Raw genomic sequence first — 24158 nt, forward strand, 5'->3', positions numbered from 1 at the left:
GCAATCTTCGTTCGCGTGGGGTACACCAAAACTCTTACTCATTAAGCATTTCAGCTTGTTATTTAGCAATTCTCATTTATTTATAAACTTCTTTCATTTTTCTTCCTTGGCGCTCTCTCCGCCAACGCGGTTCATCATAGAATGACCCAAAACCACTAATTATCACAAAGTAGGCGATCGCTTTCTCGGACTTTGGGATTGTTTTCTAAATAGTCCTGCACCCAACTACAACTGCGTGCCAGGAGATTATCGAGATCCAGATTCCACAACATCACGGTTTTGTCCTTACTGGCAGAAGCAAGAATCTTGCCATCTGGACTGAAACTCACACTGGTAACGCGATCGCTATGACCTGGGAGCGTTTTAATTAACGTGTCATCCAGTCGCCACAATTGCACCGTGTTTTCCCAGGTCGTCGTGGCTAGAATTTGACCATCCGGGCTAAAACTAACGTGAGCAACGCTATCCGTATGCCCTTTCAAAGTTCGATATAAAGAACCATCGCGCCGCCAAAGTTTAACCGTATTGTCATAACTCGCGGATGCGATTAGCTGACTATCCGGGCTAAAAGCGACATCCAAAACCCAACCACTATGTCCCGGTAAGGTTTGCAGATATTTTCCCTCGGCAGTCCAGACTTTGACCGTATGATCGTCGCTAGCAGTCGCCAGTAATTCCCCGTCGGGGCTAAAAGCCACTGCATTAACGCGATCGCGATGCCCAGTTAAAGTTTTAATCAAATTGCCCGAAGTATCCCAAAGTTTTACCGTCTTATCACGAGAAGCAGAAGCAATCATTTTGGCATTGGGACTAAACGCCACATCCAAAACCCAATCGCTATGCTTATTTGGCTCATTCAGGGGGTTGAGAAGCGTACCCGATCGATTCCAGAGTTTCAGCGTCTTGTCACGAGAAGCAGAAGCAATTAACTGAGAGTCTGGGCTAAAACTCACGCTATTTACCCGATCTTTATGACCGTTCAACGTAGCAATCAAAGAAGCACTTGTGTCCCATAATTTCACTGAATTATCTTGACTTGCAGAGGCAACCATCTGACCATCGGGACTGAAACTCACATCATATATCTGATCCGTATGCCCTCTTAAAACAGTGCGCGACATATCATTCAGTCGCCAGAATTTGACAGTTTTATCGTAACTACTAGAAGCAATCGTCTGACCATCGGAGCTAAAACTAACACTTGTCACCCCATCACTATGTCCCCGCAGGATTTTCAGCAGCTTCCCGTTGCGATGCCAGAGTCTCATTGTATTGTCATTACTGGCAGAGGCAATCATCTGGCTATTCGGACTAAAACTCGCTCCAAACACCCAGTCACTGTGTCCCTGAAGAACTCGGATCGTTTGTCCAGTTTGGTAGTTCCAAAGCCTGACTGTTTTGTCATCGCTTGCTGAAGCTAACAACTGCTTATCGGGACTGAAATTGAGGTTGGTTACTTTGCCAGTATGTCCCTTGAGGATTTTGTAGGGTTGCTCGACTGTCATGGAAGCCATGTTCCAGATTGTCACTGTTTTGTCGTCACTCGCCGATGCTAAAAATCGACCATCCGGGCTAAAAGTGGCGCTGGTAACTTTTCCGTTGTGTTTCAATGTTTTCAGCAACTTGCCGGTGCGATAGTTCCAAAGCTTTACCGTTTTGTCATCGCTTGCCGAAACTAATATTTGACCGTTTGGGCTAAAGCTGACGTGATTAACCAAACTACCGTGTGCTTTTTCAATCGTTCTTAGTAAAGTACCGTCTGTTTGCCAAAGTTTTATTGTCTTGTCAGAACCAGTCGAAGCTAAGAGGCGACCGTTAGGGCTAAAACTGACGCTGGTGACGCTCTCACGATGACCTGACAAGGTTTTCAGGATCTTGCCATCGCGCCGCCAAAGTTTTACCGTTTTATCGACGCTGGCAGAGGCAATTGTCTGACCATCGGGGCTAAAGCTGACGCTCCAAACGACATCACGATGTCCTTCCAAGCGATTGCGTTCTTGTACTCCGTAGATTGCCTGCTGCATCGCCGTAACGACGCGCATTTGGGTATCGGGTTCTACTCCAACTGCACTTTCGAGGCTTTTCCCTGCCCTCAAGGCTTCAATTAAGGCATCAAATTCTTTGTAGGAGACAAAGAGCGTTTCGGAAGAAGCACTTAGGGCGGTGAGTTGAGCATTTGTTTGCGCGATCGCTGCCAGCTTTCTTTGAGCTTCGGCTCGCAGCGCAAATCCCCCGGCAGAAACTGCCAGGATTGTCATCATAATGCCGACGCCAATCGTTCGCAATTGTTGTTTCCGTGCCTGATACAGCTTTTCCTCACTTTGTGCTAATTGGGCTTTCAAGTTCAGATCGGATTTTTGGCGAATCCGATCGACTAGATAATCATGAACCAATTGGTAACGGGCTTCTGACCCTTCCCAAATCACGAAAACCAAACCAGATCCTACAAGAATTTCTAAAATTAAGTCTAGTAGAGGCATTTCCCCACCCACTGCTCTTTCCGCCTCAAGCTGCAATACGGTTGCCAGCTCTTGCTTCGTCTTCAGGGGTCGCGTTCCTTTCTCGTTCGTCAATAAAAATAAAACGTTCCAAGCCAAAGCTTCATTTTCGATACCACAATCAGCAATGACTTTTTTCAGAAATCGCTCAACCAGTTCGGCTTTCGGATTCGCTCCCAATTGCTGATACTGTTGCATCGTGGTGATTTTGTCTTCTTCTTCCTGCAATTGGGCACCCACTAATTGCAATTCAATGGGGCGCACCTCTCCCAGTTCTTCAGCCAAATCTTCCACTAACCGATTAATTAACTGCGGCTCTAAATAAAAAAATGGAGAGCGTTCGGTTAAGCTTTTAACAATCTGCCGCGCATCCGGCTTAGAAAAATTCCCCAAATAGTAGCGAATATCTTGGTTTAAAATGTCGTTATTTATGACATCTAAATACTGGAGTCGTTCGCACTCTAGTAAATAATGCAGATAGTCTTCTCGCAGAGACAAAATAACTTTTACAAAGGGAATGTTGAGGCAGTCGCGCAAAAATTCATAAAACTGCCGCCGCATCGCTGGATTAGTACAGACGAAAAAGAATTCTTCAAACTGGTCAAAAATCAGAACGGTTAACAGATTGCGATCGCTATTGTGTCGCAACTGTTCTAGGAGGTTGGCAGCAAGTAGTGTCGGCGGAACCGCAGACATTGGCATTTCTTCAGCGCGATCGCTTTCTTCTAAGATTTCCTGTAAAGATAAAGTTTCTCCGCCCGTTCTCTCTTCGCTGCTATCTTCTGACTCCTGTCCGGACGCGATCGGGACGGGAAGGTGTTGGGCGTCTTCCTCCTCTAAAGGGAGTTCTGATTCCTGGTTTCTGACTCTGAGTTCCTTCGATAATTGTCTTGCCAGCGTCCCTACCCAATCTTTATAAACTTCGATAACGACAGGTAAAACATCGCGTGCGCCGATGCTTTTGAGCTGGAGTGCTGGAACTAACCCAGCAGTGATAATTGAGCTTTTACCAACTCCAGAAGGACCGTGAATCACAATCAATTTGTAGTCATTGCGGCCGATCCGGTCAATGAGGCGAGTGACATCCTGCTGCCGACCAGAAGCAGCAATTTCCTGGGGAATCGACCCTCCCAGGCGCATATCTCCTCCAGATGTGACGCCTGGGTTCAGAGCCTGCCGGTAAGGCTGTAGGCGTCCGGCACCTGTAAAAGAACGGAACCCGTATTGATGCTCCAGGGAACGCTGCTCTTGCTTCAGTTGAAAGGCTTGCAGATAATCACCCTGCTGAAAGTAGAGCGATCGCAGTGCTTTGAGAATCCGCAAACATAAATGGGGATCGTACTGATGGTTACACTTGTTGAGCGCCTGTTCCAAGTTTTGAATCGCGGCGGCAGCTTGCCGCTGTCCCAAATGTTTCTGAGACTGTGCCAGCAGCAACAAATATAAACTTTCATACTGAGATTGCGGGATTGAGGCAGAAGTTGTCTGGAACGTTTCTTCCGCCAGCGTTGAAAGTGCCAGAGTCGCTTGCTGATACGCTTCTATCCAATTGGACTGGTTAAGCGCCACCTCCGCCAGAAAGCCAAAATCTTGAGCCTGCTGGAGGTTTGCATCATAAGTTTGATGCAGGATCAAAGCTTTTTCTGCCAGCTCCTGCAAATCCGCCCACGCTTCCAAACGCCGCAGCACTTCACAAAGGAATGAAATAAACTTAGCAACCAGTTCTGGACGTTGAGCTTCCTCAAAAACTTCAATGCACTGCTGAAAATAATCTCTCGTTTGCTTCCAGTGCTGGCGGCTCATTTCCGGTCGCAAGTTAGCCAAACGGGTATAGCATTGCCCCAAATGAAACAGCAGCAAACCCACTTTTAGGACTGAGTGCTGAGGACTAACGACACACAAAGAATCGGAAATCGTGGTGCTTGCCTCTTGACCCTCATTTCTGATGTTTTCCCCAGTCCGTACTTCGTGGCGCTTTGCTAACAGTTCTGAGTCTTCAGTCCTGAAATAAGCCAGACTTCGTTGATAATGGGCGATGCTTGACTGGATTTGATCGGTGGCGTAGTCATTGCGCCCCCGCACAAATTCGAGACTTGCCTGTAGTTGAGGCTCCAATTGTTGCCCGCGACGCCGCAAATCTGTTAAGGCCGACTCCAGTTCTAGGCGATGCTGGGAACCAACAACTAAATCGAGAGCGGAATGGTGCAACAACTCAAAATTGCTAGAATCTAGCTCTCTGGCAAATAGAGAGTCCGCTTTCTGCCGCAATAATTCGATTAACTCATCCCCTGACATCACAAACCGGATCGAAGAAGCTGCCCAGCTTTTGAAATCTGGCGCAAACCGAATCAGCTTTTGTAGCACCGCGTCGGAGAGCCACAACACGAGGGGGAAAGGAAACTGAGCGCGAAACTCATCGCGTACTTGATTGGTTGAGGTTAGCAGCTGATCGAGAGCAACTACCGACTCCAGCCCTAAGATCATCGCGGCGGACAATATTTCTGTTTGTCGAGACGTATTCCCTGGATCTTCCAGCGCTTCCAAGATGGGGTTGTAAAGCGTCTTGACCGAATCTGCTAATATCACCTCGCGCACGGGAAACGGATTTTGTTCCCGTACCTGCTGCACCATCCGCTGTTGCAACAAGCTATAGTTGCAGCGCACCAAAATTAGCGAGAATTGCCCCTGAGAAAGGGCGATCGCTCTCAAGAGCGTCTTTAATGAGCGTTGGTTGTATGCATCTGCCTCTTCTGGTCGGCTCAGATCGGTCATTGCTTCTACGTTTGGCCTGCGCGTTCGATAGACAATATTCCTCTGCCAATGCTTTAGCAGTAGCGGTATTTTAAAAACGAATAGGCACAAATACTATTTTTAATCAGATGAACCGGCTTCGGAGCTGCTTAGGTTTTGCATTTGCAATTGACTGATAATTCGCCAGAATTATCGTCAGGCAGCTTTGTTATACGTGAGTTTTATAATTCCCAGAAATCGTTGATTAAAATGAGTTCCTCCACTCATTTCTGCCAAGATGTCTCTTTTCGTAGTGGCTTAAGCCAAGAGTCTTATAAAGAATCCAGATAGGGAACCATCTGGAACTGCGTACCCAGCAGGAATTTTCGGTATTGCTCCCAGCACTGGCATCCAGGAATGGTTTGCGAACCTGGTTGGTTCGCAACTCCCCCTTTAGCAGAGGTTCTTGACGGCTGTTTCGGCAACTCACATCTTATTATGTAGTTATCAGAGAATAAACGATTTTTCTGATAAAAGAAAATAGTATCTGTCCTGAGCAAGAACTGAACTCTAACCGCTCCTGATATAGTCGAGTTCCTCTAATCCGAGGTAGGCATCAGCTCATCCGGAAACTTTTGCGAATGTTTAGGACAAAGTTGTACTCAAGGGGATTCCTTGCCTACTCCGGGAAGGGAACCTCTAATCTCACGCTTCTATAGCTATGCCAGTCTTTGGCTACACAGGGCAAGTAGGAAGCCAGGGAATAAGAGCGATTGGGTAGATTTCCTGGAAAGTCGTTTGGAGTACCTTACTAAAAAAAGCTCCGAGCCAGACTCAGTAGACTGGAGACTCGGAGAAAATAAGCGCGAATAGAAAAGAAGAACAGATGATAAAAAGCGCGATCGCCGAGCGAGGAAAATTGATGCTTCTCTCTACTTCCCGCATCAGCAAGCTGAAAAATTCCCTTAACTCGATTAAAGCTTAGCTTCCAGAGACTTGAGAAACTCTGTGTTAACACCCGACTCGCGGGTAAGGGCGATTTTGCCGGTACGAGCAATTTCACGCAAACCAAATTTATTCAGCACTTGAACAATCGCCACCAATTTGCCTGGATCTCCCACCACTTCTAACGTGAGCGCATCCTCCGCAATGTCTACTACCCTAGCGCGGAAAACCTGAGCCAGTTCAATCACTTCCGAGCGATTGGAGCTGGTAGCATTCACCTTCAGCAACATCAGCTCTCGTTCTACACACGGAGTATCCGTTATATCTTGGACTTTTAGTACATTCACCAGCTTGTAGAGCTGCTTGGTGAGTTGCTCGATCACCCGGTCATCTCCCGGCACGACCATCGTAATCCGGGAGATTCCGAGCTGTTCAGCTGGTCCAACAGCAAGGCTTTCAATATTAAATCCCCGACGGGCAAACAAACCGGCAATCCGAGTCAGGACTCCAGCTTCATCTTCAACCAAAACTGAAAGGGTATGTTTCATTTTATACAAAACAGGCGGAGGCGCGATGTTGCTTTCAACACGCTAAGCAATATTTTGCTTCCCTAGAAGAAGCTACGTGGGTTGTAAGCAGTACGTTAGCAAAGACTTACTACCTACACGGTATGCGAAGGCAATGTTAACAGAAATTACGTCAACGAAGCTACATCTTAATGTTACTGTATAGCACCCCTTAGCTACAAAAAACGGCTATCTCTGTATATTTAGAGATTTTTAGCCCTCCAGAAAACCTTAAATCTTTTCATTGATAGATGTCTTGATTTAGCAATTTCATAATAATGGTGTAGTTCAGCTTAATTTGGAGCAAAAATACCTATGGGTTGGTTAAAAAGACTTTTTGGCATGGAAAAGCCGCAAAATGCACAAACTAATGCGGTACCAGCACCGACAGCTCAAGCTCCTGCCTCAACCGGCACTGCAAGTAGCAGCGAGACGATTCCGCCAGAGCGAGTGGGATTGACTGGAGAATATGACCAAAGCGGACTTGCCAAGCGGGTTGCTCTAGCTTTCGATCAAGATCCGGATCTGGATGATATTAATACGCTCTATGTAGCCCAAACCGGCGGCACAGTTGTGCTAAAAGGACAAGTTCCCAGCCAGCAAATTCTCAACCAAATGGTCTCTGTCGCCCGGAGTGTGGAGGGTGCCACGGGTGTCCAAACCGATCAAGTCACCATTGGCTAGAAGTTAGACGCCTAGAAATTCGAGGCTAGAAGAAAAAATCGATAGGGTGGGAAGTGCCCACCCTACTTGGCGAAAAGCTAATCACTCACTGCTAACTGTTTTTGGGGTGTAGCAGAGCTATCTACCTGGTCTTCAGGCATCGTTTCAAGCCAGTTGAGGATAATCTGGTTAACTTCATCTGGACATTCGTCATGGGGACAGTGACCTGTATCCAGCTCAACCAACTGAAGCTTAGGGTTGATATCCCTAAATCGAGCCAGTACGCTAAAAGGAATCATTTTATCTTGCCGACCCCAAATCAAGAGCATGGGGGTGTTCAAGGTTGGCAGTAAGGTTTTGACACTGGGGCTAAATTTAGCACTGGTCATCGCTTTGAGAATGGCACCGAATGCTGCTGCCGAACCCCGATCTTGAGCAGGGCCTGCCAGAATATCTACCAGTTCGTCAGTAACAGCATTTGGGTTAGCGTAAGCGATCGCAGCCCACTTGCGGACGAAGGACGGACGCCTGACTAGATAAAAAACATTCTGGAGAATCACGGGTGAAGCCACAACACCTTTGACCCCTGCCACAACGGGTCGCAACCAGGCGGGAATTGCCTCTTCCTCCACGGAGGGATCGGGCAAACTCATCATCACAAAACCTTTCACCATCTCTGGATGCGCGGCTGCCACTGCCAGACACACCAGCGATCCTATCGAATTTCCGACTAATACCACTGGCTGCTGAATAAAAGTCCGCCAGAAATCATAAACTTGCTCTACCCAAAGATCGACTTTGTAGTCTGCCTGCGCCTTCCGGGATGCCCCAAATCCCAGCATATCTAGCGCATAAACCGTGTGAGACTGACCAAGTACCGCTAGATTATGTCGCCAGTGTCCAATGGAAGTCCCAAATCCATGCAGCAGCAATAAGGGAGTCGTCTTTTGTGTCGGTTGAGACGCCCGGATGTATGTATAGCGAGTCTGCCAACCCCGCCAAACCCAGTCTCTTTGACTGCCAATTCGATGCTGCCAATGCTGGGTCACGATCGCTTTTGCCTCAAATTAATAAGTTTTATAAACTTTATCTTTGTCTGTTAATTTCCATTTTAGTGGTTTGCTGCTAGAGCGTGTCTCATCAGGGTTTCTGAGAACTTAAGTTAACAAACCTAGACAAAACCCATGCTGTATGGCTGCACAGAAAAAGTCTCTACCCCGAACACCAGACTTGCATCGTCTGCATAAATTGCCAATCAGCAGTCGTTGAGGGGGAGATGGGAGCGATCGCTTTTTGGAAGTTACGTGAACAACTATAGACAGAAACTCTCCCATACTCAGTAGAATGGCAGATACAAGGAAAGAAAAACTTGGTTTCTTTGGGAATGAAATTGAGAACGCCAGGAAGCAGCCTGTAGCCCTAGTGCGATCGCTCAAACATTCAATAACCCACTGCTATCAAAATTAACCTTATCAACTAACCGAGCAAACATAACCCTAATGCCTGTGATTGAGAAAAGACGCACTCGCGATCTACCCCAAATTAACGAACGTATTCGTTTTCCCCAAATTCGTGTCATTGACACCGATGGCACGCAGCTGGGAATTATGACGCCAAACGAGGCTATCCGCATCGCTGAAGAAAAAGAGCTGGATCTTGTCCTGCTCAGCGATAAGGCAGAACCCCCCGTTTGCCGGATTATGAACTATGGCAAATATAAATTTGAACAAGAGAAAAAAGCGCGGGAAGCTCGGAAAAATCAGCATACCGCTGATGTCAAGGAAGTGAAGATGCGCTACAAGATTGAAGAGCATGACTATCAGGTGCGAGTTAATCAAGCCGAGCGCTTTCTGAAAGCGGGAGATAAGGTTAAAGCCACGATTACGTTCCGAGGTCGCGAAATTCAACACAGCGATTTAGCCGAGGACTTGCTCAAGCGGATGGCGACGGATTTACAGGAACTAGCGGAAGTGCAGCAAGCTCCCAAAAAAGAAGGTCGCAACATGATGATGCTGCTGTCTCCGAAAAAATAGCTCAGTAGTCGGCGGTCAGTAGTCAGTGGTCAGTGGTGTGGGGAAGACCAGGCGTCGCCCGAACAGTGGTCAGTGGCAAAAAAGAAACACTGACCACTGACTACTGACAACGGACAAAATACCAATGAAACTGAACAATCGCGCTTGGTCTTGGTCCGATTGGGGTCGGGGATTACTCCAGTGGGTCAATCTTCGTCCAGAAGAAGGAGAGCGAACACTATTCATGTTCGCTTTCTATACCACAACTTCCATCGGCATCATCTGGGCAGAAGCTAGTACTGTAGCCCTTTTTCTGAAAGAGTATGGCGCAGAGCAATTGCCCCTGTTCTATATCCTCTCAGCGGGTATCGGTTCGAGCCTGGGCTTTGTCTACTCTTGGATGCAAAAGATTTTGCCTTTGCGCTGGGTAGTTGTCCTAGTAGCCTCCCTTGCAGTCATCCCCCTTGTCCTATTCCGCCTGGGATTAGATATTGTCTATTTGGCTGGCGTCACAGTCTTTCTGATGCGGCTGTGGGTGGAAGCGATTAACGTCCTCAATGACCTCAACACTTCCATTACTGCTAATCAACTCTTCAATATCCGGGAAATTAAGCGCACCTACCCCCTCATTAGTAGTGGCATCCTCGTTGCAGATGTTGTCAGTGGTTTTTCCCTCCCCCTAATCCTCGCCACCGTTGGACTGAATAACGTTTCCCTAGTTGCTGTCGTGATGATGGGGTTGGGAGCTTGTAGCCTTTTTTATCTCACCCAGCAGTACAAGCAAGCCTTTCCGGATTCTCCCGTCAGAGCCAACTTAAATCAAGAAAGCGACTTCACATCCAGGCGTCTGAGAGGCCCCTTACAGCGCTACGTCATCCCCTTATTTGGCTTCTTCATCGTTGGGCAGATTCTGTTTTTGTTAATTGATTTTCAGTATCTGAGTCAATTAGAGCTGAACTTTGACAGCAAGGAAATTGCCAGTTTCCTCGGTTTGTTTAGCGGCATCGTGGGTTTATGCGAACTAGCAACCCAGTGGTTTATCTCCAGTCGAGCCATCGAACGGCTGGGAGTATTTGTTGCCGCTATGTTGTTGCCTGTGGCAATTATTATTCTTAGCTTGGTTGCTCTCACCGGGGTTACAGGCTTTTTTCTAGGTCTGATCTTCCTCAAATTTATAGACGAACTGCTGCGCTATACCCTCATGGCTGCCCTTGGGCCGGTTCTATTCCAACCGCTCCCCGATAACATTCGCAGCTCAATCATGGCTCAGGTGCGGGGCATTGCCGAATCCCTCTCAACAGGATTTACTGGAGCGGGGATTTTAGGCATCATCAGCTTGTTAGCCTTTACCTTTCACAACCTGTCGGAGAACTCGCTGCGATCGCTCCAAAGTTGGGTGTTTGTCGCCGTTATTATTATTTTTGCCCTCCTCTGGCTGTTAATTGTTTTCCTGCTCCGATCGAGCTATGTCGGCTTGCTGGTTCAGAGCGCTCAAGGAGAACGGCTGAGCGTTTCAGATGTCGATTTGCGAGTCCTCAAGCGTGCTGTCGTCGAAACACTGGAGAAACCAGGTACGGAAGCAGATAAACGCTCTTGCATCGAACTCCTGTGCCAAATCGACTTGGAGGATGTGGGCGAAATCCTTGCTCCGCTGCTCACTCACCTCACTCCAGCCTTGCAGCGCCAGAGCCTAGAAGCAATGCTGCTGACGCCGAATCCCACTTATTTAGACCAAGTTCAGGGGCTGATTGCTCAAAAACTCAATCCAGAAGTTCTTGCTGTCGCTCTACGCTATATCTGGCTAACTCAGGAAACCCCTGATATTAGCCAGTTACAGCCATACCTCCGCCCAAACGTAGACCCAGTGGTACGGGGAACCGCCGCCGCCTTAATATTGCGCCGGGGCACCCCGACAGAGAAAGCCGAAGCGACCAATACCTTGCGCCGGATGCTAACTCATCAACGGGAACGGGAACGAGTCATGGGTTGTCGAGCGCTGGGAGAAGCAGATTATTTGCAGGCACTGCGACTTTATATTCCTAGTTTGTTACAAGATGAGTCTTTGCGCGTGCGCTGCGCCTTGCTAGAAGTGATTTCTTCAACCCACTTACACGAATACTATCCGGCTCTGGTGCGAGGGCTTTACTACAAATCCACCCGCGAAGCCGCTCTCGGTGCGATTGTGCGTTTAGGAGATGAAGCGATTCCGATGCTGGTTGAGTTAGCACAAGATATCCACAAACCAGATTTGGTAAGGCTACAGGCTTGGAGTGCTATGGGTCAAATTGGCACGCCGGAAGCCCTCAATCAGTTGGTGGCTCATCTAAAAACCGGCTGGGGGACTACGCGACGCAACATCCTGCGGATTCTGCTCAAAATGCCCCACGAAACCGGAATCGAGGGGGTTCTCGACCGCTTAGGTCGCAGCGGCGTTGAAATGTTGATTGAGCAGGAAATGCTGTTTGTCGGACACTTGTATGCGGCTTTAGTAGATTTGTCGGCGGATGAGCCAATTGAGTCTTTTTTCGCCTCAACACGAGAAGCGAACCAGTCAGCGCTTTCATTGCTACAACGGGCACTTCTGGAAGAGCAGTCGGATGTGATTGAGCGGTGTTTTTTGCTGATGAAGTTTCTTTATCCGGCTAGCTCGATTCAAGCAGCAGCGTTTAATCTCCAATCTGATTCGCCATCGAATATCGCGCTGGGGTTGGAAATTTTGGATAATACTCTAGATATCGCTAAGAAGCGATCGCTCGTGGGAATTCTCGACCGGCGACCGGAGAAAGAAAAACTGCAAAACTTGGCAGAGATGTTTCCTTATCAACCGATGATTCAGAGCGATCGCCTGCGTCGGTTGCTGGATTTACGTCATTTTCTGTCAGACTGGCCTTTAGCATGTTGTTTTCATGCAGCACGTCAGGCGAAATGGAGTTTGACGCCGGAACAGACGCTGGTGTGTCTGCGCCATCCCACCGGCTTTGTGCGGGAAGCGGTTTTGGCTTATTTGAGAGCCGCTGCACCCCGTGCTTTGCAGGAAATGTTGCCCGTCCTGAAAAATGACCGCGATCGCCTTGTCGCCGCCCAAGTTCAGCAGATGATGGCAGAACTGGGGCAATAGAGGGACTAGAGACTCTGGACTCTGGATGATTACCCTAATGACGATGGGCTGTTCTCAAGTCTAAAGTCTAAAGTCCAAGGTCTAAAAGTCTAAAGTCTAAAAGTCTAAAGTCCAAAGTCTAGAGTCTAGATTCCGATGTTAACCAGCGTTGAGCGCCTATTATTTGTCAGAGGCGTCCCGATTTTCCAGGAACTGCGGGATGATTTTCTGGTGCGGCTGGCTTCTGTGATGGATGAGCTATCCTTTCCAGCGCATCATACGATTTTTACCGAAGGACAAGAGGGGCGATCGCTCTATATTGTCGTTTCTGGTAGGGTACGGGTTCATTTTGGCGGGCGGGATTTGGCGCACTTAGAGCAGGGAGCCACCTTTGGGGAGATGTCGTTGTTTGATGCTGAGCCGCGTTCGGCTTCGATTACGACTTTGGAATCTTGCGAGTGTCTGATGCTGACGCAGTTGCAACTGTATGATGCGATTGATGAGACGCCAGGAATTGCGGTGAACATCATTCGTTTGCTGTCCCGTCGCATCCGCGAACTGAACAACAAGATCAACGTTTATAAGGCGGAAAGTCAGGAAGCAGATTTAAGTAAGGCGGGGAATTTGGGAGGATGAACTGCGAAGCAAGGAGAAAAAGCCAGGAAGAGACGCGATCGCATCCATTAGCCAAATTCTTTAATAGCTTAGTTAATTATCTGTACTGGCTTCCAACTATCCAACGATTTCCGAATTAAAGTTAATTCATCCATATATTCATTCAGTTGAGCTTTCCGTTCCTTTAAACTTGTCACAATTCGAGGAGGAATTACTTCCTTTTTTTGGGGTTCGGTTGCCAAATGCTCCAGGTCATTCCCTAATGCTTGAATTGGCTCATCAGTTAGCGTCTCTGTATTTTGGGAAGCTGCCTTTTCTTGAATATTTTCAGTTTCTACTTTCCCGCTTACAAGACGGGTATTCAGGGAATCTTCTATTGCTTTAGCAGCTTTATTGAGTTCTGCCAAAACTCCACTCAGGAGATTCCAACCTGAATTTTCAATAATTGTTTGAAGCACTATTTCTTGAATAACAGGAATTCCGCTATCTTTTAGAACTTTTGGCGCAACTTCTATAGGCTGGGGAACTCTAAATTCACCTTCCTCAGTTTCTTCTATATAATTTCCTAAAAATACTTGGACGAACTCTTTTGTATGATTGCTAGTTGCTGTGCTGTTTTGAATCAGTTTTGCTAAAAGTCCTTTTCTAGAATTTGCCGAATAGATAATCGGACTTGGAAAACCTAAGCCGATTAACGTTTGTTTGCAGATTTCAATAACTTCAGAAACGTCTATATGTGTGTTTTTCGGCTCAACCTCATTAATAATAAAGAAAACCTTACCTTGATTGACTGCTAAAATTTGGCGATAGTTCTCTATTATTTTTTTTAAAAAACCGGATACAGAATCATTTTTAAAATTATTCTCATTTAAAATAAATAAGATTACATCGGTATTTTCTAAGGTTTCTAAGATTATCTGTTCTTGCTCTGTTGTCGGGGTGGATTTTATAGATGCTTGCTCATTTTCAACAGACAGATCGCTTAGAGTAAAGCCAGCTAGAGATGAAAGCGTGCTAATTGCTTCAATCGGATGTTCTATTTCAAAGCGGATAGTCCGAGCGGGATTATGTTGATTCCGAATAGATTGAGTATGCTCTAGGAATTTTTGGGCAATTTCGACCGCATCACCAGAAGCGATCGCAACAGGTTGCCAATGTCCTTCCCGATACTCCAGAAATCTATGCACTTGTCCAGAATCAATATGTCGGATATCGGTACGGCAGACAGTAATCGCTTCAGCTTCACTCGGTAAAATATCTGCACCTATTAAGGCATTTAGGAAAGTGTTTTTGCCTGTATTCAGAGGAGCAATAACCGCAACTTGATACTTCTGCTCTTTTAAAGCATATAACGCTTTAGTAATGTCATTTTCGATGCGTTGTAACGCCTTGGTATCGTCTCTCTCCCCTTCGCGTGTTGCTCGAATTTCTTGAAGGGACTGTAAGAGTAGCCTACCTGTGATGTAAATGCTGTCGTGTGCTGCTTGAAACTGTTCAGAAGACATAGCAATCGTCCGCCGAAAGGGGCTAGCGTAAGTTAGCTAAAGCTTACATCAGCTGAACGCAGAAGAAACAAACAAGAGTGACAGTTGCGATCGCAGGCTACTACACGCTCAAGCATTGCAGACACAAGTCGCGATCGCGTACAGCCCTTTGGGCATGAAAACAGCGAAGCGAGGCGTTGGCCTAGCGCCAACCTGTCGGTTCTATCCGTCCACGCATCTTTATTTACGTCTCGCTTGACTCCTTCCCCCCTTGGGAAAAACGAAGACAATGCTTTAGAAATCGAGCCGGAATCTCCGGACAGCCGCCAAAATGAAGATGGACGTAGGAAGCATGAACGTGATGCACTGCCCACCCCTCACTGGTAACGGGACTCTTGGGATCGTACCCCCGAATTTGAAAGAGCGGCGCTTCCGGTTTCTCAGTTAAGTGAGAACGGTGAAACTCATGCCCCCAAGCGGTTCCCCCAGCGGGGAGGAGGGGACTTTCTTGCAGCGCGATCGCTTGCCGATACCCTAAACTCAGGCGCGAACTCATGGCGGCTGTGGTGGGTAAAACTCCTACCATCGGGAAAGAATTTCCCTCAAAATCTACAATTTTTTCGGACAAATACATTAAACCGCCACACTCGGCATAAGTAGGCATTCCCGCCAAAATTGCCTTCCGCACTGCATCACGAGTCGCGGTATTTTCAGCCAAGTTTTGGGCAAAAACTTCCGGGAAACCACCCCCAAAATATAATCCTTGAATGCCTTCTGGTAAGCTGTCGTCCGTCAGCGGACTCCAAAACACCAATTCTGCTCCTAGGGATGCCAGTATATCTAAATTGTCTTGGTAATAGAAGCTGAAAGCGCGATCGCGGGCAACCGCAATTTTTAACGAATCGAGGATATACCCGGATGGCTGGGGTGAGGGATGAATCAATTCTAGCTGTTGCCTTGGTTCCACCTTGAGAAGCGGCAAAAGCTGTTCCCACTCAAAGCAACTGTCTCCCAAATCCGCAAGCCGATCGATTAAAGCATCCATCTGAGACAGCTCTGCGGTGGGCACCAAGCCCAGATGTCGGTCGGGAATAGTGATATTATCTTGTCGCCGCAAAATGCCTAGAACGGGCAAATGCAAGGGTTCTAGAGCATCTTTGAGCAGTTGCAGGTGGCGATCGCTTCCCACCCGATTTAACACCACTCCAGCAATCTTGATTCTAGAGTCAAAAGAACGATAGCCATGAGCGAGCGCTGCCACCGAACCAGATAACCGGCTGCAATCTAACACCAACAGCACGGGTAAATCCAAAAGCCGCGCAATATGAGCCGTACTTCCAAAGTCAGTGCTGAGTGCAAAATTTTCCGTTTCTTGCTCAAGATTTAACTTTTCATTCTGAATTCTCTTGACTCCGTCAAATAGCCCCATGACCCCTTCCACGAGGCCATAGTCGCTTCCGTAACGATGAGCAAGAAAAGACTGCTGCACGTAAGTTTCAGAGGTCAGTACCGGGTCTAAATTCCGGCAAGCACGACCAGTCACGTACGTGTGAAACATCGGGTCGATGTAATCTGGCCCTACTTTAAAAGATTGAATCTGGTAACTCCGACGACATAAAGACGACAGCAGGGCGAGCGTAACTGTCGTTTTGCCCACCCCGCTGCGTTCTCCGGCGATTGCTAATGCCATATTTACTCATTGCTTGTTGTTCATCGTTCATCTATGTTGCGATGAACAGTTGCTATGAACAATGAACAATTCGCGATTAACCATTCGCGCTCGCTAATTTGAGAATTGCCGTCGTGATCGCCATACTTTCTACGTAAAGCATATCTCGACTCCAGCGCCGTAACTGCTGACTTAACAAGAACTCAGCTTTTTGGTCAGACATCGGCGTTACCTGTTGAATCCGGCAAGCTTGGGCACCACCCCCCGCCTCCATCCGCATACAACCCGTTGTTTCGGAACACAAAACCGTACAACAGTCTGCATCCAAATTCGTCGAACTCAGACGTAGCGCAATCAAGTCACCCGGTATATCGCCCCAGTCAGCAGTAGGAATCCCTGCCAACTCCGCTTCTATTGTCCGCTGATCGGGAGCAACAAATTCAATCCGCTTGATGTCATAATCACCGCCTTCTTTGGTATATGAAACGGGGTGCCACTGCAACCGGCTCGCCAGCCAACCAATAAACATCAATGCTTGGTCAGGATTGCCCTTTTCATAATTAATCGTCACCTTATCCACTTCCTTAAGAGCCTCGCGGCGCTCTGGTGGATCGAAAGCTTCGGCGGTTAATTCTTGCCACGGAGCCAGCCGACGCCAATTGAGGTCGGCAACCGGAATGCCTTGTTCCAGAAGGGTTTGTACCCGCAGTAAATCATCCTGTGGTTCGTTGAAAACACAAGAGTCAACGATCACAGAATTGCAGACTGCTGCCAGCCGCTTAAACAGAGCATCATTGGGATCGGGCGTACCCTTCCACCAGAGAAACTTAGGCAGACCGCCGATTAGCAACCCACTCACAATCCCACCGATACGTTCCAAAGCTTCGGCGGTGCCTTGCAGAGTAATGTATTCGCAGCAGATCAGCGTATTATGACTTTGCTTTTGGATGGGGCAATAGGCTGAGACTTGAGCCGTCACGCCTTCATCTTCCCCAGAGACGGGGCATAAAGCAATGATCCGACAGGGGTTCGCGGCAGCGATCGCATCCGCAATTCTAAAGCTATCTGAGGAAGACTGCTGACCATTACTGGCATCTGCCTCTTTTGTATTCCCATCGGAGCGCTTCTTTGCTTGCTCTACTCGCAGTCGGTCGAGGATTCCGGCATCCGTCTTGCCCGTTACTGGCAGTCCATAAGCTTTCTGAGCCGTCTTGATCGCCGCCTCTGTCAGCGGGCCATCAATTCCATCGATCGGGCCTTTGTAAAATCCTAAAGCTGCCAACAGCTGCTGAGTTTCCTCCGGTTCGTAAACCACAAAAGTAAATGTGGTTGCCCGCGTAGCCATCGGAGACTCGCCATTATCATTGTCGCTATTGTAGCTTTGCCAAATTTGATGCAGTTCTGCCTCAATTTCTGTCATTGAGACATCTTTGGGCGGTTGTATTGAAACAATCGGAAGAGATTGTGTTGCCATATTCAGTGATTGAGGAAAAGGTAATTGGTAAAAAGGTAATTGGTAATTGGTAAAAAGGTAATTGGTAAAAAGTTTTAAGTTGTAGAGACGTGATTTATTGCGTCTGAGTTTTGAATGGAAGAGTTTCTTCTAACTTCAAACTCAATACTTACAACTCTGATTACCCATTACCGATTACCCATAACCCAACTACAATCTGCGCCAGCGGCGTCCATCTTGATTAATCAAGAATTCTGCTTCCTCTGGCTCCCAGGTTCCCGCTTCATACTGGGGAACCGATGCTGGGTCAGTGCTTGCTTCCCAAGCGTTTAATGCCGGTGTTACAACACGCCACGCTTCTTCTACTTCATCAGCTCTCGTGAACAAAGTTTGGTCGCCTAGCATACAGTCGATTAACAGCCGGTCATAAGCATCGGACGTTGCCATCCCAAACGAGGAACCATAGCTAAAGTCCATATCTACCGAGCGCGTCCGCAGTTCTGTTCCCGGCATTTTGGCTTCAAAACGCAGAGAAATTCCTTCATTCGGCTGAATCCGCATCGTCAGCACATTCGGACTTGCTTGCTGGGCGGCAGATTGAAAGATTAAGAAAGGAACTTCGCGGAAGTGGATGGAAATCTCGCTGACCTTCTTGGGTAGACGCTTGCCGGTTCGCATATAGAAAGGAACTCCTTGCCAGCGCCAGTTATCAATAAGCAGCTTCATCGCTACATAAGTTGGCGTTGTGGAGTTGGGATTGACCCCCGGTTCTTCTCGATATCCAGGCACCGGCTTACCCTTCATCCATCCAGCAGAGTATTGACCCCTAACCGCTGATAATTCCAGGTTATGCACGTCTGCCAGGTGAGTTGCTTGCAGAACCTTCATTTTTTCGGTGCGGATACTATCGGCATCTAGGGAATTGGGCGGTTCCATTGCCGTGAGGCAGAAAGTCTGCATCAGGTGGTTCTGCATCATATCCCGCAAGGCTCCGGAGCTTTCGTAGTACCCGGCACGGTCTTCGACGCCTACGGTTTCTGCCACCGTAATTTGAACGTGATCGACAAACTGTCGGTTCCAAATCGGCTCAAAAATTGCGTTAGCGAAACGGAAAACCAGGAGATTCTGAACCGTTTCTTTTCCCAGATAGTGGTCGATGCGGTAAACCTGTTTTTCTTGGCAAACCTGCTGCACTACGCGGTTTAGGGCTTGGGCGGAGTTGAGATCCCGCCCAAAAGGTTTTTCAATCACCAGACGGGTTTTCAGTGGGTCATCGAGCATGCCCGCCGTACCCAATTGGCGAAGCGCTTCTGGGAAGAAATTTGGAGAAACGGAGAGGTAAAATACGCGGTTTCCTCGCGTTCCGCGCTGACCATCCAATTCTGCTAAGAAGGCTTTCAGTTTCTGGTAACTTTCGGGCTTGTCAATATCACCAGGGCAGTAGTATAGACCTTGGGCGAAGTCGTGCCAGAGTTCTTCTGAGCCAATCCCATCGCTAAATTCTTCGATCCCCTCGCGCATCTGCTCCCGGAAGTAGTCGTGGCTCCACTCCCGACGCGCCACGCCGACAATGGTCATTTCCGCTGGCAGGCGTCGTTGCAGCTTCATCTGATAGAGAGCTGGCACGAGCTTCCGTTGCGTCAAGTCTCCGGATGCCCCGAAGATTACCAATATCTGCGGCTCTGGTATCCGTTCCTGCCGCAACCCAACACGTAAAGGATTTTCTAGCAGTGTGACCATAGAAGGATAGTTTTGAATTTTGAATCTTGAATTTTGAATTTTGAGTTTTGAGCTTTGAGTTTTAAATTCCTAGCTGAATTGATAACTTTAAATTATCAGACCCCTTTCTTAACTTAAAACTCAGCACTCAAAACTCAAAACTTTCTTACACGGGTTGCAGATGTTTGATTTTCTCTTCCAAGGATGCGGTTAGAGATTCAAAGGGCTTCACAAATTTCTCAATTCCTTCGACTAGCAATTCGTCCATCACTTCGTCTAGATTGATGTCGATGTCGGGGTCTTTGAGACTTTCAATCAGCTGATAGGCTTCTTCCACCCCAGTTTCAATGCGAGAAGCTACGTCGCAGTGGTCGGCGCAGGCTTCAATGGTATTCGGTGGCAAGGTGTTTACTGTGTCTGGGCCAACCAGCTCATCCACATACATGACATCGCTGTAGCTGGGGTCTTTGGTGCTAGTGCTTGCCCACAACAACCGCTGGACATTTGCACCTTTTGCTGATAAGGCTTTCCAGCGATCGCTCTTAACGATCTCTTTGTACTTCTGGTAGGCAATTTTGGCGTTAGCGATCGCGATTTTGCCCTTAATTGCCGTCAGTTCTGCCTTTTTCTCGATTCTATCCACGCCTGCTTTCAGCATGGCATCAATACGAGCATCAATATTAATATCGATGCGGCTAAGGAAGAAACTCGCTACCGAGGAGATTCTGCTGATGTCTTTGCCTTCCGCTGCCCGCTTTTCTAAGCCGCGAATGTAAGCCCAAGCGGTCTCAACATAGCTCTCAACGGAGAATAGCAGCGTCACGTTGACGTTGATCCCCTCTGAGATGACTTGCTCGACGGCTGGCAAACCTGCCGTAGTGCCGGGAATCTTGATCATGACGTTATCTTTACCGATTTCTTGGTAATAACGCCGAGCTTCCTCAATCGTGCCTTGGGTGTCGTGGGCGATGTTTGGCGGTACTTCAATACTGACGTACCCATCCAGACCTTCAGAGGAGTCATAGACAGGGCGGAGGATGTCGCAGGCATTGCGGATATCCTCAAACACCAAGGATTCGTAAATCTTTTCAACGGGCAATCCAGCTTTGATCCCGGCTTCAATGTCGGCGTCGTAGATGGCATTTCCAGCGATCGCTTTTTCAAAGATGGCTGGATTAGAGGTGATCCCGCAGATCCCTTTATTCTCAACCATATCTTTGAGTTCGCCGCTTTGAATCAAATCACGGGTCAAGTTATCCATCCAGATACTCTGACCGTATTGTTTGATCTCTAATAGATGATTGTTTGGCATATCTGTCATTTTTTGGCTCCTAACAATTGTCTTTGTAACGCTAGATCGAGAATGTTCCCGTTGAGCAGCTTGAAAGGTCAATGCGGGAATTTTTCAAGAAAGCAAAACCTTATTGAGGCACGCGCGATCGCGCGATCGCGTTTTTATCCTCATCCCATGCCCGTTTCTGAATAAAAGATTCCACCAAGGTGACATCTTCTTTGCTACCGATCAGCAATGGCGATCGCGCATGAAGGGCATTTGGCACTACGTCCAAAATCTCTTGCGTACCCGTACTTGCTCGACCCCCGGCTTGCTCTATTAAAAAGGCTAAGGGAGCCGATTCATACAGCAACCGCAATTTTCCTTCTGGTTTTTTCACAGTACCGGGGTAAAGGAAAACACCTCCTTGGAAGAGAATCCGGTGAATATCGCCCACCAGCGCCCCGCCGTATCGAGCCGTATAGCCTTCCTGTCGATGAACATAGCGGATATAGTCTCGCAAGGGTTCTTCCCACTGCCAGAAATTTCCCTCATTGACACTATAAATAGAGCCGTGATTGGGAATCTGAATGTTTTCACTTGAAAGGATAAACTCGCCTAAGCTGGGATCGAGGGTGAAAGCATGAACCCCAGTACCAATCGAATAAACCAGCATCGTGCTAGGCCCGTATAGCACATAACCTGCGGCGATTTGTTTGCGCCCGTTTTGTAATAAATCACCGCCGGTTTGATTTTCATCCGTTCCTTCTTGTTGGCGAATTGCGAAGATGGAACCCACGTTGATATTGATATCTACATTCGAGGAGCCATCAATCGGGTCATAGAGCAGGGTATAGCGCCCGATGGGGCAATTTTCGGGAATATAGTAAGGCTTCTCCATTTCCTCGGATGCCAAACGGCAGACTAAACCGCTTTGCTTAAATACCGAGATAAATACGTCATTGGCATAGACATCCATCTTTTTGACGGATTCCCCTTGCACATTCACATCACCCGTAAATCCCAGCACGCCTTCGAGTAATCCTGCCCTGCTGAGTCGTCGCGCAATCAACTTTGCCGCGAGGGCAATGCGATTCATAATCGCGCTCAAGTCCTGGGCATCTGCCGAAAAGCTGTGGAGTTGCTGCAAAACGTGACGAGATAGCGTTGTGCAGTCGCGATCTAGGGCTTGTTCCTGAACGACGAAAGGCTGTTCCACGTTGGACATAGTTTTCGTCCTCCCTTTCAATAAATGCTTTGTTAACAGGGCAGCTCTCATTGAGCTACTGCCCCAACATATCAAGACCTGGTCGCTCTACCTTCTATCTTAGGGAGCCATTTCTCAGGATGGTGTTTAACTTTATATCAACTAAAGAAATAAAATCTTTAGACGCGCTTTATTGTCTAAAAGGCAACAAGGCTGAAATTAGATAATTACCGCTCGCAATCCAAAAAAACAAGATGGGAGAATACAAACGGATCGGAATCCTGACCAGTGGGGGTGACTGTGCGGGGCTAAATGCTGTAATTCGGGCAGTTGTCCGCTGTGCAAATGGTAAGTACGGCTGGGAAGTGTGGGGGATTTGCCGGTCTACGCTGGGCTTAATGAGCAGTCCGCCAGAAGCAATCAAGCTGGAGTTTGATAAGGTAGACCACTTGCTCACGATGGGCGGTACAGTGCTGGGAACGACGAACAAAGGAAATCCCTTTGCGTTTCCAATGGCGGATGGAAGTTTGCGCGATCGCTCAGAAGACATTATTGCGGGCTACCATCAACTAGGCTTGTCAGCTTTAATTGGAGTTGGCGGGGACGGCAGTTTAGCGATTCTCCGAAAACTCGCGCAACAAGGCGGGATCAACTTAGTCGGGATTCCCAAAACCATTGATAACGATGTTGGTAGCACTGAGCGTTCTATCGGATTTGATACCGCCGTCAACATCGCCACCGAAGCCCTCGACCGATTGCACTTTACTGCGGCTAGTCACAATCGAGTCATGATCCTGGAAGTGATGGGGCGCGATGCCGGTCATATTGCCCTGAATGCGGGGATCGCCGGGGGAGCCAATGTGATCTTGATCCCAGAAATTCCTTACACCATTGAAAATGTCTGTCGCAAAATTCGGAATCGTCAAGCGATGGGAAAGAATTTCTCGATCGTCATTGTCTCAGAGGCGGTTTGCACGGCTGAAGGCAATCCAGTTAAGAGTATGGATCGATTCGGGGAATGTCGATTAGGCGGAATCGGGCAGTATTTGGCAGAGGAAATTTCGATTGCCAGTGGCGCAGAAACTCGCGTGACTGTTTTAGGTCACGTTCAGCGAGGGGGACTGCCTTCGCCTCTGGATCGGTTACTAGCAACTGCCTTTGGGGTGGCGGCTGTCGATCTGATTGCTGAGGAAAAGTACGATCGCGTTGTTACCTGGCAAAACCGCGAGATTGTCAGCGTGCCAATTGCTGAAGCGATTGGACAATACAGAGCCGTCGATCCCGACGATACTTTGGTCAAGACTGCCAGAGGTTTGGGGATTTGCCTTGGAGATTAAAAGACTAAAGACTAAAGTTCTGCGATCGCGGTGTAGAAATATTTAACAGAGCAATCTGCGATCGCGAAGCTTTCTGTTTCGCTCTACCAGCTTAGACACTTAACTTAGAAACTTAACGAGTCGCTGGATTCTCCACCGCCACGACTCGTCTCTTGTGTGAGCCATCAGCATCGATTCTGCTCAGTGTTGAGAAGCGGTGGCAATGCGCGACAAAACCAGCACAGTTGTCCTTTTTCAGGAGTGTTGTTCAAACAACCGTGCTGATTTCGCCCTATCTCTCCTTAAAATCTGCTTCGCCTCGCGCCGCCGCGATCGTCCTCCTTGGGTCGTGCTTTATTCACTCTAAGCTGACGGCCCATCCATTCAGCCCCATCTAATTCGGTGATGGCTGCGTCTTCTTGGGCATCATCTGTCATTTCAACAAAAGCAAATCCGCGCATACGTCCCGTTTCGCGGTCTGTCGGTAAGACAACTCGCTTCACCGCGCCGTACTCTGCAAAGACTGCTGTCAAATCTTCTTCGGTCGCTTGGTAAGACAGGTTTCCAACGTAAATGGTCATGTGGATCGATAAAGCTGAACGAGGAACTAAAGTTCAGAACCCCTAGATGGCTAGATGTGACCCATAATGCCAGGTCAAGACTTATTTACCAATGGTGAATTTTCATCAACCCAGCCCACAAATGTGGCTGCACGAGTCCCAAATCCGACCATTAATAGGACTGAACTTTTAGGTTTCGTCCTATCATAGCCTACTAATTTCATTGTGGGAGAGGATCTAGGGCGTGTCATCAATTAGATAAGCTAGAGCAAGAGAGAGAAGAAAAGGCTGAGCAATGACACGACGGTATGCCCTGCGCGATGACCAATGGGAGCGGCTCAAAGACTTGTT

The 24158-nt window shown here is 47.9% G+C and carries 15 protein-coding genes; 5 read left to right on the forward strand and 10 right to left on the reverse strand.

The genetic code is table 11. From position 1 onward, the window contains the following. Positions 1-155: 155 nt before the first annotated feature. Positions 156-5270, reverse strand: a complete 5115-nt coding sequence (locus NDI34_RS07130; protein WP_348232274.1) for a hypothetical protein — start codon at positions 5268-5270, stop codon at positions 156-158. Positions 5271-6202: 932 nt separating this feature from the next. After that, a complete protein-coding gene (ilvN, locus tag NDI34_RS07135) occupies positions 6203-6721 on the reverse strand; it encodes an acetolactate synthase small subunit (RefSeq protein ID WP_190410342.1) in 519 nt (172 codons plus the stop codon). 333 nt (positions 6722-7054) lie between these two features. Here ilvN and NDI34_RS07140 point away from each other — a divergent pair, with 333 nt between their 5' ends. Next, the gene (locus NDI34_RS07140; protein WP_190410343.1) at positions 7055-7423 is read left to right on the forward strand and encodes a BON domain-containing protein; all 369 of its coding nucleotides are present in this window, start codon (positions 7055-7057) and stop codon (positions 7421-7423) included. Positions 7424-7500: 77 nt separating this feature from the next. Here NDI34_RS07140 and NDI34_RS07145 read toward each other — a convergent pair whose 3' ends face one another. Further along, the gene (locus NDI34_RS07145; RefSeq protein ID WP_348232275.1) at positions 7501-8451 is read right to left on the reverse strand and encodes an alpha/beta fold hydrolase; all 951 of its coding nucleotides are present in this window, start codon (positions 8449-8451) and stop codon (positions 7501-7503) included. Between the two features lie 450 nt (positions 8452-8901). Here NDI34_RS07145 and infC point away from each other — a divergent pair, with 450 nt between their 5' ends. The 3 genes from infC (at position 8902) to NDI34_RS07160 (ending at position 13147) form a co-directional block, all read left to right on the forward strand. After that, the gene (gene infC / locus NDI34_RS07150) at positions 8902-9435 is read left to right on the forward strand and encodes a translation initiation factor IF-3 (protein WP_190410345.1); all 534 of its coding nucleotides are present in this window, start codon (positions 8902-8904) and stop codon (positions 9433-9435) included. Between the two features lie 124 nt (positions 9436-9559). Continuing rightward, a complete protein-coding gene (locus NDI34_RS07155) occupies positions 9560-12532 on the forward strand; it encodes a HEAT repeat domain-containing protein (RefSeq protein ID WP_348232276.1) in 2973 nt (990 codons plus the stop codon). 135 nt (positions 12533-12667) lie between these two features. Then, the gene (locus NDI34_RS07160; RefSeq protein WP_190429295.1) at positions 12668-13147 is read left to right on the forward strand and encodes a Crp/Fnr family transcriptional regulator; all 480 of its coding nucleotides are present in this window, start codon (positions 12668-12670) and stop codon (positions 13145-13147) included. A gap of 68 nt (positions 13148-13215) precedes the next feature. On the opposite strand, the gene NDI34_RS07165 is transcribed toward NDI34_RS07160, so the two are convergent. From NDI34_RS07165 to fbp, 6 genes are all read right to left on the reverse strand, one after another. Continuing rightward, positions 13216-14631 (reverse strand): dynamin family protein, encoded by a 1416-nt coding sequence (locus tag NDI34_RS07165; RefSeq protein ID WP_348232277.1) that lies wholly within the window; start codon positions 14629-14631, stop codon positions 13216-13218. Between the two features lie 223 nt (positions 14632-14854). Beyond that, positions 14855-16300 carry a cobyrinate a,c-diamide synthase gene (locus NDI34_RS07170; protein WP_348232278.1) on the reverse strand — a complete coding sequence of 482 codons (1446 nt, stop codon included), beginning with the start codon at positions 16298-16300 and terminating at the stop codon, positions 14855-14857. Positions 16301-16376: 76 nt separating this feature from the next. After that, positions 16377-17753, reverse strand: coding sequence for a glucose-6-phosphate dehydrogenase assembly protein OpcA (gene opcA, locus NDI34_RS07175; RefSeq protein WP_348232279.1), 1377 nt, complete (start codon positions 17751-17753; stop codon positions 16377-16379). A 189-nt stretch (positions 17754-17942) separates the two neighbouring features. Next, positions 17943-19472 (reverse strand): glucose-6-phosphate dehydrogenase, encoded by a 1530-nt coding sequence (gene zwf, locus NDI34_RS07180; protein WP_190526116.1) that lies wholly within the window; start codon positions 19470-19472, stop codon positions 17943-17945. Between the two features lie 145 nt (positions 19473-19617). Continuing rightward, positions 19618-20763: a transaldolase gene (tal, locus tag NDI34_RS07185; RefSeq protein WP_190410432.1), complete on the reverse strand. Its 1146-nt coding sequence runs from the start codon at positions 20761-20763 to the stop codon at positions 19618-19620. A 109-nt stretch (positions 20764-20872) separates the two neighbouring features. Next, positions 20873-21952, reverse strand: coding sequence for a class 1 fructose-bisphosphatase (gene fbp, locus NDI34_RS07190; protein WP_190410352.1), 1080 nt, complete (start codon positions 21950-21952; stop codon positions 20873-20875). Positions 21953-22185: 233 nt separating this feature from the next. Here fbp and NDI34_RS07195 point away from each other — a divergent pair, with 233 nt between their 5' ends. Next, a complete protein-coding gene (locus NDI34_RS07195) occupies positions 22186-23268 on the forward strand; it encodes an ATP-dependent 6-phosphofructokinase (protein WP_190429299.1) in 1083 nt (360 codons plus the stop codon). 281 nt (positions 23269-23549) lie between these two features. Here NDI34_RS07195 and NDI34_RS07200 read toward each other — a convergent pair whose 3' ends face one another. Continuing rightward, positions 23550-23828 (reverse strand): RNA-binding protein, encoded by a 279-nt coding sequence (locus NDI34_RS07200; protein WP_190410354.1) that lies wholly within the window; start codon positions 23826-23828, stop codon positions 23550-23552. Positions 23829-24158 lie beyond the last annotated feature (330 nt).

It is taken from the genome of Trichocoleus sp. DQ-U1, from assembly GCF_039961925.1.
GTDB lineage: Bacteria > Cyanobacteriota > Cyanobacteriia > Cyanobacteriales > FACHB-T130 > FACHB-T130.